Genomic DNA, 14,695 nt, shown 5'->3' with positions numbered 1-14,695 from the left:
CAATCAGTCGCGTTCCCTGATGTTCATTTTTTCCCTTATTCCCGCTCGTTTCAATGCCTCTGACTGCAGGGCGATGATGCATGTGGCGGATTGAATTTTCAGTGATTTCAGCATGTCCCAGCTCACCCATGCTGATTGGACGTGTTCGTCCTTGTCAAATTTCGTGTCGTGCATGCTCCAGTCATGCAATTCGATGGAGATCACATGTGACATTTCATCGCACATGCCTATAGAGGAATACGAATCGCTGATATGGGTGATCATGTATGCACGCTGCGTCGGCACAATGCCGGTTTCTTCTCTCAGCTCGCGCAAGGCGGCGGCATCAATCGATTCGTCCTTGTCCATGAGACCTGCGGGCAGTCCAAAGACGAAACCGTTGCAGCCTACTCGGTACTCGCGTTCAACCAGATATGTGTCATTCTTGGAGTCATGAACGATCATCACCACCGATGGGGCATGCTTGACAATCTGACGTGTTATGAATTCTCTGCCACCATCCATCCTTGGCAAGGCAACTCTCAGTTCATCAACATCGAAGATAATCCCTGCATACTGGACGATTCTGGAAGTGATATGCGGTTGACTCGACATGTCGATGCCATCGGAGTCTTCTTGCAACGATGCAAGGAACGACGCAGGTGGCTGAGCATGAAACACCGAATGTGACGACGTGTGCAATGATTCCGTTTCAGATTCTTTCTGCGGCATGGCTACCCTTCTCTTGTCTACAATCGTAAGCTCCAAGGATCCGTGTTCAACGTTGACATGTAGCTCGTGATGCTGTGTCGATGATGCTTCTTCAAAGCTTCCTGTAGGTCTGCAGCCGCGTACGCTAGCCAGAGATGCTCGATTGCGGAGTGAGGCGTATTGATGAATGCTGGTGAGGGTGCAGCATGATGCTCTCCCCCAGAGACATAACCTGAGCTTTTCAGCATGAATTCATACCGCGACTGCTGATAAGCGTCGGTCACCGGATGGTGCCTCAGATCGCTCGTGACATACACATCAGCGTCAGTATCTCGCACTTCATCGAAGCATGAGTCACCTGACCCCGGCAGGATGGCGACTGTATGGACCACTGCATCCAACTCACCGCATACCAGAACGCCTGCTTTCGTTCGTGGCAGCTTGTTGGCAATCACTGATGCGAAATTGCGCAGAGTCTGCGGCTTGCTGAGCGTTCCCACCCTGCCAAGCCCAATGTCATGACCGTGCTGCTTGGTACCAGAGGGAATCAGTGGGTGCAGGTTCACCAGACCCAGGGCATCAGCTGCACTGTGCGCAACTCCGCGATAGGCGACATCGGCATTCGTATGGCCAACCCACAACGCACAGTTGTTACGCACGAGTGCATTGATGATGCCACCTCTGAAGCCGAGTCCACTGACCTCATGAACGGCTCTGAACAGCAAGGGATGGTGGGTTATCAGCAGATCGGCATGGTGACGAATCGCCTCGTCAACGACGTCTATCGTCGGGTCGACGGCAAACATGACCCTGGTGATCCGTCTCGACAGATCACCGACGATAAGACCCGGGGCATCCCAACTCTCCGCATATTCGAGCGGGTACAACGATTCCAGGATTTCGACGACCTGACCAAGAATCGGTTGCTCGTCACTATCGGTCTGCGAAATGTCGAGCGTCGTCCCCTTGGTGCGCTCCATGTCCGTATCTGCATCGCTCATATCGATAACCTCCAAAGTCGCGCTTCGTTGCAGTGCCCAGTGTAATTCCCAGTGATTCCAGTACTGCAAGTGACTGACCTGCAGTGATTGGCGGGGATGCAATGAATGTAATGTTATCCCCGTCAGCAACGCATCAGCAGCAAGAACACAAACGTCTGCCTTGCCTATCAGTGTGCGGCCTGCTGCCAGTCTGCTCCCAGGCCAGTTGACACATCCAGCGGAACCGCTATGTCCACTGCATGTTCCATCGCTTGAGTGACCAAGGCAGTAACCTTCTTGACTTCTGATTTTACAACTTCAAGCACGAGTTCATCATGAATCTGAAGCACAATACGACTTTTCATACCCTCAGAGCGCAATGCCGCGTCAGCGCGCACCATTGCAATCTTCATAATGTCGGCTGCGGAGCCTTGGATAGGCGCGTTCAGAGCACCGCGCTCTGCCGCATCTCTGATCTGGCGTCTGGTGGACTTTAGACCCGGGAAATATCTTCTCCTGCCAAACATGGTTTCGGTATAACCCTTGTCTCGTGCCGTATTCACCAAGGATTCGAGATATTCGTGAACCTTGCCGAAGGTGGAGAAATACTTCTGACGCAGCACATCGGCCTCGGCTGGGCTGACGCTCAGCCGCTGGGCAAGCCCGTACGTGCTCAGACCGTAAGCCAGACCGTAGCTCATTGCCTTCACATGCGAGCGTTCGTCTCCTGTGATGTCGTCAACGGATTTCTGATATACCAGACTGGCAACGTATTTATGGAAGTCCCTTCCGGATTTGAACGCTTCGATAAGCGCCTCATCTCCGGAAAGGTCAGCCATGATACGCAATTCGACCTGAGAATAATCGGAACTCAAAAGATAGTCATAGCCAGGCGCAGGCACGAATGCCGAACGGATCTCGCGCCCTTCAGCGTTTCTGTTCGGAATGTTCTGCAAGTTCGGATCGACTGAACTCAACCTTCCGGTAGCGGCAACCGTTTGCTCGAAGGTCGTATGAATCCTGCCATCGCGGGCATTCACCGCATCGATCAGGGTCTGCATGATTTGCTTGAGCTTGTTGGTCTCTCGATAGCGCAGCAGGGCTCCGAGAAAATCATTCGCCTTGGGATTGTCAACCGACTTCAGATACATGCTCTGCAATGCTGCAGCATTGGTGGTATATGATCCACCCTTCGTCTTGCGGGAATGCTTGAGCCCAAGATCTTCGAACAGAACCTTCTGGAGTTGCTTGGGGCTTTGCAGATTGATCTTTGAACCGGCATTCTCCCACGCGATGTCCTGTGCCTGAGAGGCATCCGCTATGAACCGATCATGCAGTTCCTTCAGTCTCTGCGCACTCACGGATGCTCCTGACGATTCCATGGCATAGAGCGTTGAGGACACAGGTATCTCAATGGAACGCAGGAGCCGGTATTGCCTGCGCTCATCGATGATCGGCATCAGATGCTGTGCCAGACGAGATATGAGCATGGCTTGTCTCACGGATTCAGGTTGCTTATGCGCATCTGTCGAGGATTCATCCTTGCTCTCCTCTGAATCGTTGTCGTCGAATGCGAAGCTGCCCTGCTCGATGGTTATGTCGCGGTTGCCGTCCTGAATGTCCAAGAAATGCGCGACCGATGCGGAAAGGTTGTCCGCGTGGAAGTCGGGTTCCACGATGTAACCAGCGAGCTTCGTATCGAACATCGGTTCATGAAGCTCAAGCCCGGATGCATTGAGAATATGGCGCTGTTCCTTGTATCCATGAACCAGCAGCTGTGATTGGTATTCATCAAGGAACTGCTGGAGAGAATGCTGCACATCGGCGTTCTCACCAACGCCATCGAATACCACGACATGGCCGTCTGCTGCCATGATGGTCAGCGAACGGAATGTTTCCCGACCTGGCAGATCCTTGCCTGCGGCAACCAGTGTGATGGCATCTGGCAAAGCCGATCCGGCGGTTGCAGACGCTTCCAATGCGGGATTGCCTTGCTCGTCGTTGCTCTGACCAAGGGAGTTTTTGGACTTGTGCGCATGCTCCGTCAACCAAGCCTGGAAGTCGTGCGAATCGCCCACCTGGTCGAGTTCTGCCTCCATCTCTGGCTGATGCTGCTCACCTGCTGTGTCCGTATCGTCCTTTGCAGCAGCCTGCTTCAGCTTCTTTGCGGCATCCGCGCCGAATGCTGCGATGATGCGGCTGCGGGTTCGTTCGCCGAATTGCAACGAGTCGAACAGTTTCGAAAGATCATCAGATTTGATATCGCCATATTCCAGATCGGTGATGTCAACGCCGAGGTCCATGTCACGGACAAGCGCGTTCACCTTGCGGTTCAGTTTGACCTGTTCGATGTTTTCGCGCAGAGCCTCGCCCTTTTTGCCGCCTATTTCCTCGGCATGCTCATAGATTCCTTGAAGTCCGCCATACTGATTGATCCATTTTGCTGCGTAGCCATCGCCAACTCCCGGAACCCCGGGAATGTTATCGGCCGTCTCTCCACGCATCGCCGCAAGGTCTGGGTATTGCGAGGGCGAAACATGATATTTTTCCTGTATCGCATCGGCGGTCATATGCTTCAGTTCCTTGAAGTGATGACCCGGATAGAGCACGGTCACATAATCGTCAATCAGCTGGAAAGCGTCACGGTCCCCCGAGAGCACCAGCGTCTTGTATTGTGCCTGCGAACCCATCGTGGCAAGGGTGGCGATGATATCATCGCCTTCAAAGCCACGCCGTTCCACATAGGTGATGCCCAGAGATGTGAGGAGGTGCTGAATCAGCGGAAGCTGGCTGAGAAGCTCCTCTGGTGCTGCATCTCGTGTTGCCTTGTACTGTTTGAGCATGGTGTTGCGGAAGGTGCCGCCTGACATGTCGAAGGCCACGGCAAGATGGTTTGGCCGTTCCGTTTCGATGACTTGCGCAAGCATCGTTGCAAAACCCCATACCGCATTGGTGGCCTGGCCGCTTTGCGTGGTGAAATTCTCTACTGGCAGAGCAAAGAACGCTCTAAAGGCCAGGGAATGACCATCAACTACAAGGAGCGTGTCTTTCTGCGATTGCCTGTCCTGCGAATCCGTGTCCATCTCCCTGCCTTTCGTTGAATCAGTCGTCACCCTCTACTTGAGCGATAACTGCATCTGCGACTTCTTGCATGGTAAGTCTTCTATCCATGGAAGTCTTCTGAATCCAACGGAAGGCTTCAGACTCCGTAAGACCCATGTTTTCCATCAGCAGACCCTTCGCACGGTCCACGCGCTTCCGGGCCTCGAAACGAGCCTTGAGATCGCTGACTTCATCGCGAAGCGTGTTGATCTGCTCAAATCTCGTGATGGCAACCTCAAGTGCAGGAAGTAGCTTTTCAGGTACGAACGGCTTGACGACATAGGCCATGGCACCGGCTTCCGCAGCTTTCTCGACGAGTTTCTGCTGAGAAAAAGCAGTAAGCATGACAACCGGTGCAAGATTATCCTTGCCGATTTCCTTGGCGGCCGTAATGCCATCCATACCGGGCATCTTGACATCCATGACCACAACGTCCGGCTTCATTTTTCGAGTGAAGTCCAACGCTTCCTGACCGCTCGCAGCTTCACCAACGACGTCATATCCGGCATCGCCCAAGGCTTCAACGATATCGAGTCGGATCAACGATTCATCCTCAGCGACCACAACTGTTCTGTTTGACTGAGAATCTTCGGTCTTATCCGTTTCCGCTACCATGCCAACCTCGTTTCCGTATGTTTCCCTCCCAGCGTAGCTTCAGTGCTCCCCTAGGTGCGTATGCTGACAGGTACCTGCAACCGTGCCCCCGGTGAGACTCGAACTCACACTGGACGGATTTTGAGGCCGTTTCCTCTACCAATTGGGATACAGGGGCTTTCTGTTACCTTTGGGAATTTACCATATTCTCGCGACCATGCAACATCGCCGCGCGTGGCGGCATACAATGACGGTAACCATGCAGTGCAATACACGTATGCAGCAAGGAGATTTCATGAGCAATCCAACATACCGGCCATTCGACCCTTGGCGTCCTTCTCCAGTCAAGGAAGGTTCAAGAACCCAAATCGTGCAAAGCCATTACTTCAATGTCGATCAGGTCTCTTTCGATTCCAACGTGTTCGGATCATTCGAGCGATACATATTGCATGAGAACAACGGCGACACCGTGGCTGTTCTCGCGGTCACATCCGATGGAAGGATGCCGCTCATCGAGCAATATCGCATTCCGACACATCGTTGGACACTGGAGATTCCTGCTGGACACGCTAATTCACCGAACGAGAAATCACTCGATGTGGCAAAGCGCAAGCTCCATGAAGAAGCCGGGTTTGAAGCGGCAAGCTTTACGCAGTTCGGCAGATTCATCAATACGCCCAGTTTTTCGAACCAGCACACCTCGATGTACTACGCAAGCGGGTTGACACCGATAGACAGAGGGGTCATCGGCCCGGAGTCCCCTCGCTCAAACGTTCGTCTCTACACTCCTGAGGAAGCGTATGAAATGGTGCTGAATGGAACCATAGTCGATGCGAAAACAGTGATTGCCGTGTTGCGTGCACATTGCGGCCTCGGGGAAACCTTGCAGTAGACTCGTACGACGAAAAAAGCAATATGCCGGCATCATCAATGAAGCAGATGGTGCCGGCATATTGCTATGGGTGCTATCGAGTGCAGACAGTCAGCGAGTATGCTCCGGTCTGCACTCCTGCCAGCCGAGTGGCGAGCGGCTCAATCAGTCAGATGCGCCGACTGAGTGCACGTAGATAGAATCGGTGCTTCCGGACTTGTGCTCTCCCTGTGCGCTGCTGAGCAGAACGATCTTGTCACCGTCAACGATCTTGCCGGCCTTCTTGAGGGTGTCGTCAGCAAGCTTCATCAGTTCCTTACGAGTAAGGTCATGATAGTCGTGATCGAGCAGGAATGCTTCAGTTCCCCAGCTCAGTGCGAGCCAGTGGAAAGTGTGCATGTTCGAGGTGATGCCGAAGATCGGAGCCGAAGGACGTTCGCGAGAAACGCGGTGAACGGTGTTGCCGGTCTGCGTAAAGGCGACGATGGCCTTGGCGTTGAGTTTCTCGGCCAGATCGACTGCTGCAGAAGAAACAGCGCCCGAGTTTGACATGTCGAATTTCTTCAGGTCTGGGATACGGTCGTATCCGTGATCTGTAGCGTAACCTGAAATGCGTGCCATGGTCTGTACGGTCTGTGTTGGGTAATCGCCAACAGCGGTTTCGTTGGAGGTCATGGTTGCGTCTGCACCATCAAGGATGGCGTTGGCGCAGTCTGATGCCTCTGCACGTGTTGGGATTGGCGAATGAACCATGGAACCGAGAACCTCGGTGGCCACAATTACCGGCTTTGCATATTGACGAGCAAGCTCGATGCAACGCTTGGTAACCAGAGGAACCTGTTCGAACGGCATTTCAACGGCCATGTCGCCACGAGCAACCATGATGCCATCGAAGGCACGCACGATCTCTTCGAGGTTGTCAACGGCCTGTGGCTTTTCGATCTTGGCGACGATTGGGATGCGGCGACCCTCTTCGTCCATGATTTCGTGCGCGCGATCAATGTCGGTCGCGAAACGAACGAATGACATGGCGATGATGTCTGCACCGGTCTGAATGCCCCAGCGAAGGTCTGCCTCATCCTTCTCGGTCAGCGCTGGAAGACTCACGGCAACGCCTGGAAGGTTGATGCCCTTGTGTGAGGAAACCGGGCCTGCGACGATGACCTTGGTGTGCACTTCGTTGCCCTCGACGGAGGTGACTTCAAGACGAACCTTGCCGTCATCGATCAGAATGGGATCTCCTGCGTGGCAGTCACCTGGAAGACCCTTGAAGGTCGTTGAGGTGATGTGTTCATCGCCGGTGACGTCTTCGGTGGTGATGGTGAATTCTTGGCCTTCCTTGAGGATTACCTTGTCTTCGCCATCGGCATTCTTCTTGAACCAACCACAACGAATCTTTGGTCCCTGAATGTCGACCAGTGCCGCAACATTGCGTCCGGTCTTCTTGCTTGCTTCGCGAACGTTGTTGTAGACCTTGAGGTGATCTTCAGGAGTTCCATGTGAGCGGTTGAGACGAGCGACGTCCATACCTGCCTCAATGAGCTCGGTGATGTTTTCCAGCGATTCCGTCGCTGGTCCGATAGTATCTACAATTTTGGCTTTGCGCATGAATGCCTGCCTATTTCTTATTTGGTGAACGAGGTTTGTATCCTCGCATAGTTTCCACAAACAACAGTACTATCTTTCACCGACCAAACCCCACGAATGCAAAGGGTGTGTTGTTAGCGCTCACAATGGCCATTTTCTTTGCAATGTCAAGGAACTTCGATGATTATTTGGAAGTTTCCTCTGCTTTCATATGTATCAGACTTGCAATTGCAGCCGTTCCTATGGATACGACTATCACGCCCAAAGAAAGCCACGTGGGCACTTCCGGCACCGCTTCGATGGCATGTCCTCCGTTGATGAATGGCAGCGTATTCTCATGTACGGCCTCCAGTATGAGCTTGACTCCGATGAATGCAAGGACGACGGCAAGACCTATCGGTAGATATACGAGCTTGTCCAGAAGAGCGCCGAGCAGGAAGAAGAGCTGCTGAAGTCCAAGCAGCGCAAACACATTCGACGTGAAGACGATGAAGGGATCTTTGGTAAGTCCGAATATGGCGGGGATGGAATCAAAGGCAAACAGCACGTCAGTCGTGCCAATGGCAAGAAATACAACGAGCATAGGCGTGAAATAGCGCTGACCATCATGCGTGGTGCGCAGGTGTTCGCCATCGTAGTCGTCGGAGATCTTCATGAACTTTCTGAGCATTCGGATCAAGCCGTTTTCGTGATACTCTTCGTCATCGTCTGATCCGAACACCATTTTCGCTGCAGTAACGAGAAGAAAAGCCCCGAAGATGAAGAATACCCAGGTAAATCGGGTGATCAGTGCGGCTCCGGCCAGAATGAACAGACCGCGGAGCACCAGAGCTACGGTTATGCCGATGCTCAATACATATTTCTGGAGTGTCTTGGGCACGGCAAAATTGGCCATGATGATGACAAAGACGAAGAGGTTATCGATGCTGAGCGAGTATTCCGTCAACCACCCGGAATAGAACTCGATGGCAGGCCCTGACCCTGCAACCATCCACAGCAGTCCGCCGAAAAGCAATGCAGCCACGACAAAGAAGCCGATATGGGTGATGCACTCTCGGGTGCTGGGAACATGAGGCTTTCGCCCTATGAAGAAGATGTCTACGATGAAGAACACTGCAAGCACCACGAAGGTGCCGATCATGAAAGGTAACGGGGTTTCAGCCATAACAGTCAACTATACGACGCAGCGGGAACCACTGCCTCCACAGACCTGGGACGCAGCGATGGGGACTGGCTGCGGGAACGACGCTGTGACGACGCTTCCCAGCCGCAAGCCCCTTGCGATACAACGACAGCAAAGCCGTATGCGCTAGGCTTTCACTCATTGTGCACCGTTGACCATGCCGCGGAGCTCTTTCTTCAGATCGTGGATTTCATCGCGCAGCCTTGCGGCAAGCTCGAACTGCAGCTGTTCTGCGGCGGTGTGCATCTGCTCGCTCAGCTGACGAATCAAATCGGTGAGATCCTGCGCCGGCAGACCCGCCTTGAGTATCTCCTCATGACGTTTCTGCGCTTCCTCGCTATCCAAGGTCGGCACACCGAGGTGTGAGTTGCCCGCCTTGTTGGCGTTGCGATATCCGCCTTCCAGCAGGGATTGGGTGTCAACATCCTCATGGGCAATCATGTCGTTGACGTCGCTGATCTTCTTGATAAGCGGTTTGGGATCGATATGATGCTCCTTGTTGTATGCGATCTGACGTTGACGACGCCTATTCGTTTCGGAAATCGCCTTGTTCATCGAATCAGTGCGCTGGTCGGCGTACATCAGCACGGTTCCTGAAACGTTACGTGCAGCGCGGCCTATCGTCTGGATCAGCGAACGATAGGAGCGAAGGAACCCTTCCTTGTCTGCATCGAGAATAGCCACCAGTGACACTTCTGGCAGATCAAGGCCTTCACGCAGCAGGTTGATGCCGACGATCACATCGATGGTGCCGGTTCTGAGTTCGCGCAGCAGTTCCACCCGTCGCAGAGTATCCACATCGGAATGAAGATATTCGACTTTGATATCGCGCTCGACAAGATAGTCGGTAAGGTCCTCGGCCATCTTCTTGGTGAGGGTCGTGACCAGCACGCGTTCGTTTCTGGCCACTCGGTCCTTGATTTCAGCGAGCAGGTCATCGACCTGTCCCTTGACAGGACGCACTTCAATCTGAGGATCGAGCAGTCCCGTAGGACGGATGATCTGCTCCACGACTCCGTCCGAGAGTCCCATTTCATAATCGCCCGGTGTTGCTGAAAGGTAGACTGTCTGGCCGACCCTATCGAGGAACTCCGGCCATTTCAACGGCCTGTTGTCCATCGCGCTCGGCAAGCGGAAACCATGCTCCACCAGCGTCCTCTTTCTGCTGGCATCACCCTCGTACATCGCGCCGATCTGCGGAATGGTCACATGGGATTCATCGATGACCAGCAGAAAATCGTCAGGGAAAAAGTCAAGCAAGGTGTGCGGCGGCGTGCCGGGAGCGCGTTCATCGAAATGTCGCGAATAGTTCTCGACGCCGGAGCATACGCCTATCTGCGTCAACATTTCAAGATCGTATGTGGTACGCATGTTCAGTCGTTGCGCTTCAAGTTCCTTACCCTGCTTGTGCAGCTCGGCGACACGAGTGTCCAGCTCCTCCTTGATGGTTTTCAAGGCATGTTCCATGCGGTCAGGGCCGGCAACGTAATGCGATGCAGGGAAGATGTGCACCTCTTTCTCCTCTTCGATTTCATCGCCAGTAAGAGGATGCAGGGTCGATATGCGGTCTATCTCGTCGCCGAAGAATTCGATGCGAATGGCCAGCTCCTCGTAGACCGGGATGATCTCAACGGTGTCGCCCCGGACTCGGAAGGTACCGCGAACGAATGAGATGTCATTGCGCTTGTATTGCATGTTGACGAAGGTTCGCAGCAGCTCGTCTCTGTTCAGCTGCTGCCCCTGTTTGAGAAACAGCATGCGGCTCGCGTATTCCTCTGGCGTTCCCAATCCATATATGCATGAAACCGTTGCCACGACGACGCAATCTCTGCGAGTGAGCAGATTCGCTGTCGCAGCATGCCGTAGGCGTTCAACGTCGTCATTGATGTTCGAGTCTTTTTCGATGTAGGTATCCGTCTGGGGAATGTAGGCTTCAGGCTGGTAATAGTCATAGTAGGAGACGAAGTAGCTGACGGCATTGTCAGGCATCAGTTCCCTGAACTCCGCGCAAAGCTGCGCTGCAAGGGTTTTGTTCGGCTCGATGATCAAGGTCGGGCGCTGGAGTTTTTCAATCATCCATGCGGTGGTGGCGGTCTTTCCCGTTCCTGTTGCGCCCATCAGCACCACGTCATTTTCGCCATTGTTGATTCGTGTCACGAGATCATCGATGGCCTGAGGCTGGTCTCCTGAAGGATGGTACGGTGACTTCACTTCGAAAGGCTTGTTTGCACGTTCGATATTGAATCCCATACATTCCTCCTCATAAGGTCACTGATAACAGGCCAATCCTCGGAATTCAGCGCGGATCGCACGACTCCCGCTGCTCCTCTACCAGCCCAGCATATACTCTATCAACAGTTTCGAACATTTGTTCGATGCTCACAGCTGAGTCGATGACGATGTCTGCAATGGCAAGACGCTGGCGCTCGCTGGACTGGCTCTGGACTCGTGCCTGCGCATCGTGCAGGGACATATGTCGCCTGCTGACCATGCGTTGGATGCGGACATCGATAGGTGCCTCAACGGTGATGATGTGTCTGAATTCAACATGCATCGTATGGATGACTTCGCTCAGCAGTGGCACATCGTGAACGATGATCCGATGCTGCGGTTCCACGTCATCGCTCAGACTGCGCAAGAATTGAGTCTCAAGGATTGCTGCACGCTCATAGACCAAAGGATGCACGATGGCATTCAGGCGTTGGCGTTGGCGAGCATGCTCCGCTCCCCCGAAAACGACCGAAGCCAACCAGTTTCTGCGCAATTGCCCGTGTTCATCGACCGCTTCTGGACCGAAGGCTGACACGATACTGCGAAGACCGGCCGTATCGGGCGCAACCACTGCGGCCGCAATTGCATCATAGTCGATGACATAGGCGCCAAGATCGCGCAGATGGGCGACGACGGTGCTCTTCCCAGCGGCAATTCCACCAGTGACAGCTATTCTCATAAGCTTCATCCATTCTTGCCGAACGCTACCATGGCTCGCAAAACAAATGAAGCCCGCCATAATGGTGGGCTTCATTCATGCAGTTCATGCATTACTCGTGAATTTCAGAGCTGAGCATGATCCTTATGCGATTCACTTCTTTTCGCTGAGGAGCTGTTCACGCAGAGCAGCAAGCTGATCGTCGGCAGCAAGTGTGCCTTCGGCGCTGTCTTCAGAAGAATAGTTCGAAGTTGCTTCTTCGGCCTTCTTCTCCTTCTGCTCTGATTCCTGACCATCCTCTGCGGCTGAGGCTGCAGCATTCTCGAGCTCCTTGGCAACGAAGGCCTTGTGCTCTTCCCACAGCTCGTGAGCAGAAGCATACTGAGCTTCCCACTCTTCGCGCTGCTTCTCGTAGCCTGAAATCCATTCGTTGGTCTCGGGATCGAAGCCTTCTGGATACTTATAGTTGCCGTTCTCGTCGTACTCTGCAGGCATGCCGTAGAGTGCTGGATCGAAGTCTTCGGATGAAGGATCAACCGAATCGTTCGCCTGCTTGAGCGAGAGGGAGATACGACGACGATCGAGATCGACATCGATGACCTTGACGAATACCTCTTCGCCCGGCTTGACGACGGTTTCCGGATTTTCAACGTGACGGTTGGCCAGCTCGGAAATGTGAACCAGACCCTCGATGCCGTCCTCGACGGAAATGAAGACACCGAATTGCACGATCTTCGTAACCTTGCCCTTGACGATCTGTCCTGGAACATGGGTGCGTGCGAAACGCTGCCATGGATCTTCCTGAGTTGCCTTGAGGCTGAGCGAGATGCGCTCGCGGTCCATATCGACGTCCAGTACCTCGACGGTAACCTTGTCGCCAACCTTGACTACTTCGCTCGGATGATCGATGTGCTTCCAAGAGAGCTCGGAAACGTGGATGAGGCCGTCAACGCCGCCAAGATCGACGAACGCGCCGAAGTTGACGATGGAGCTGACAACGCCCTCACGGATCTGACCCTTCTTGAGCTGAGACAGGAAGGTCTCGCGCACTTCGGACTGGGTCTCTTCAAGATACTGACGACGTGACAGCACCACATTGTTGCGGTTCTTGTCAAGCTCCAGAATCTTTGCCTTGATCTTCTGACCGATGTACGGACTCAGATCGCGGACGCGACGCATTTCAACAAGAGATGCAGGCAAGAATCCGCGCAGACCGATATCGACAATCAAGCCACCCTTGACAGCTTCGATGACAGTTCCCTCAACAACGCCATCGGCATCCTTGATCTTTTCGATATCTCCCCAGGCGCGTTCATACTGTGCACGCTTCTTGGAAAGGATAAGACGGCCTTCCTTGTCTTCCTTGGTGACGACAAGAGCCTCGATCGAATCTCCGACCTTGACCACTTCATCGGGATCGACGTCTTTCTTGATGGAAAGTTCGCGTGAAGGAATAACTCCTTCAGTCTTGTAGCCGATGTCAAGCAATACTTCGTCATGATCAACGCGAACGACGGTACCCTCGACCAAATCACCATCATCAAAATTCTTGATGGTTGAATCGACTGCCTTGATGAAGTCCTCCTCGGTGCCGATGTCGTTGATCGCAACCTTCTGGACTTCTGTATTATTTTCTGCCATTAATTGATTATTTCTGTACGTAGTGGATGAATAAAATCGATTTTCAATTATGAATATCTGCCTGGTAGGCACATACGTCATTAGTATATGCGATAAATCACCTGTTGTCACTTTCCAAAAGCTTGGCGTTCCGCAGTTTCGACGACATTGGTGAGCAGCATGGCACGAGTCATGGGCCCCACTCCTCCAGGATTTGGTGTGTACGCTGAAGCGACGCTACGTGCCGAAGGGTCAATATCGCCTGAAATCCGCCATTTTCCAGTTGATTTGTCCTGCACTCGGGCAATGCCGACATCCACGAGGACAGCACCTTCCTTCACATCGTCCGCCTGAACGATGCCGGGCCGTCCTGTGGCGGCAATGATGACATCGGCCCTTTTCATCTGCTCGTGAAGATCCCTGGTTCCCGTATGGCAGAGCGTCACCGTGGCGTTGCATTCCCTGCGAGTAAGGAGCAGCCCGATGGTTCGACCAATCGTGATGCCTCGCCCGACCACGCAGACATGCTTCCCAGCAAGATCGATGTTGTAGGCGGCAAGCAGCTCCAAAACCCCTCGAGGAGTGCATGGCAGCGGAGTCGCAATCTCTCCTGAAACATGCAAGACAAGCTGACCGAGGTTATATGGATGCATGCCGTCTGCATCCTTGGAAGCATCGATCCTGTCTATCACAGCGTGCGCATCCGTGCCCTTGGGCAGCGGGAGCTGAACGATGAACCCCGTGCACTGTGCATCAGCATTCAACGCGTCGACGGCATGTATGATGTCATCGGTCGTGGCACCTTCCGGCAGATCATATCTGATTGATTTGATGCCGACTTCGGCACAATCCCTGTGCTTGCCAGCCACATACCGGGCAGAGGCCGGATCGTCACCAACAAGAAGCGTCCCAAGACCGGGGAAAACCCCATGCTGTTGCAATCGTTCGACGCGCTGCCGCAAATCCCGTTTGATCGATTGCGCAACAGCATTGCCATCAAGCAACAAAACCATGATTGAGACTCCAGTTCTTCTCGAAATTGCTCCGAGTCATAGGCTATCGTGAATTAAGGATTATCGCCTTCATATGAAGATGAAGTTAATTGGAGCCGTGAGTTGGAGTCGATGGAGCTGGCATCG

General features: G+C 53.4%; 11 protein-coding genes and 1 tRNA gene. 1 reads left to right on the top strand and 11 read right to left on the bottom strand.

From position 1 onward, the window contains the following. Window positions 1-3: 3 nt before the first annotated feature. From QN215_RS05290 to QN215_RS05270, 5 genes are all read right to left on the bottom strand, one after another. Entirely contained in the window at window positions 4-711 is a 708-nt protein-coding gene (locus QN215_RS05290; RefSeq protein WP_369343320.1) for an NUDIX hydrolase, read from the bottom strand. A 17-nt stretch (window positions 712-728) separates the two neighbouring features. After that, window positions 729-1,670 (bottom strand): Nif3-like dinuclear metal center hexameric protein, encoded by a 942-nt coding sequence (locus tag QN215_RS05285; protein WP_404978517.1) that lies wholly within the window; start codon window positions 1,668-1,670, stop codon window positions 729-731. A 188-nt stretch (window positions 1,671-1,858) separates the two neighbouring features. After that, a complete protein-coding gene (gene polA, locus QN215_RS05280) occupies window positions 1,859-4,753 on the bottom strand; it encodes a DNA polymerase I (RefSeq protein WP_369343318.1) in 2,895 nt (964 codons plus the stop codon). Between the two features lie 19 nt (window positions 4,754-4,772). Beyond that, entirely contained in the window at window positions 4,773-5,387 is a 615-nt protein-coding gene (locus QN215_RS05275) for an ANTAR domain-containing response regulator (RefSeq protein ID WP_369343317.1), read from the bottom strand. Between the two features lie 83 nt (window positions 5,388-5,470). Then, window positions 5,471-5,544 (bottom strand) — tRNA-Leu (locus QN215_RS05270). 117 nt (window positions 5,545-5,661) lie between these two features. On the opposite strand from QN215_RS05270, the gene QN215_RS05265 reads away from it, so the two are divergent. Then, window positions 5,662-6,258 carry an NUDIX domain-containing protein gene (locus QN215_RS05265; RefSeq protein WP_369343316.1) on the top strand — a complete coding sequence of 199 codons (597 nt, stop codon included), beginning with the start codon at window positions 5,662-5,664 and terminating at the stop codon, window positions 6,256-6,258. A 144-nt stretch (window positions 6,259-6,402) separates the two neighbouring features. Here the strand turns inward: QN215_RS05265 and pyk are convergent, their stop codons facing one another. From pyk to QN215_RS05235, 6 genes are all read right to left on the bottom strand, one after another. Further along, on the bottom strand, window positions 6,403-7,845 hold the full coding sequence (gene pyk / locus QN215_RS05260) for a pyruvate kinase (protein ID WP_369343315.1): 1,443 nt from the start codon (window positions 7,843-7,845) through the stop codon (window positions 6,403-6,405). Between the two features lie 163 nt (window positions 7,846-8,008). Beyond that, on the bottom strand, window positions 8,009-8,989 hold the full coding sequence (locus QN215_RS05255) for a TerC/Alx family metal homeostasis membrane protein (protein WP_369343314.1): 981 nt from the start codon (window positions 8,987-8,989) through the stop codon (window positions 8,009-8,011). A gap of 156 nt (window positions 8,990-9,145) precedes the next feature. Then, window positions 9,146-11,257 (bottom strand): excinuclease ABC subunit UvrB, encoded by a 2,112-nt coding sequence (gene uvrB / locus QN215_RS05250; protein ID WP_369343313.1) that lies wholly within the window; start codon window positions 11,255-11,257, stop codon window positions 9,146-9,148. 46 nt (window positions 11,258-11,303) lie between these two features. After that, entirely contained in the window at window positions 11,304-11,957 is a 654-nt protein-coding gene (gene coaE / locus QN215_RS05245; RefSeq protein ID WP_369343312.1) for a dephospho-CoA kinase, read from the bottom strand. Between the two features lie 132 nt (window positions 11,958-12,089). Beyond that, window positions 12,090-13,577 carry a 30S ribosomal protein S1 gene (gene rpsA / locus QN215_RS05240; protein ID WP_369343311.1) on the bottom strand — a complete coding sequence of 496 codons (1,488 nt, stop codon included), beginning with the start codon at window positions 13,575-13,577 and terminating at the stop codon, window positions 12,090-12,092. Between the two features lie 107 nt (window positions 13,578-13,684). Beyond that, on the bottom strand, window positions 13,685-14,569 hold the full coding sequence (locus QN215_RS05235; protein WP_369343310.1) for a bifunctional methylenetetrahydrofolate dehydrogenase/methenyltetrahydrofolate cyclohydrolase: 885 nt from the start codon (window positions 14,567-14,569) through the stop codon (window positions 13,685-13,687). Window positions 14,570-14,695 lie beyond the last annotated feature (126 nt).

The sequence above is a fragment of the Bifidobacterium sp. WK041_4_12 genome, from assembly GCF_041080795.1.
Taxonomy (GTDB): Bacteria; Actinomycetota; Actinomycetes; order Actinomycetales; family Bifidobacteriaceae; genus Bombiscardovia; species Bombiscardovia aquikefiricola.
Note: the sequence above shows the minus strand (reverse complement) of the source record. Positions and strands in the feature narration are given on the sequence as shown.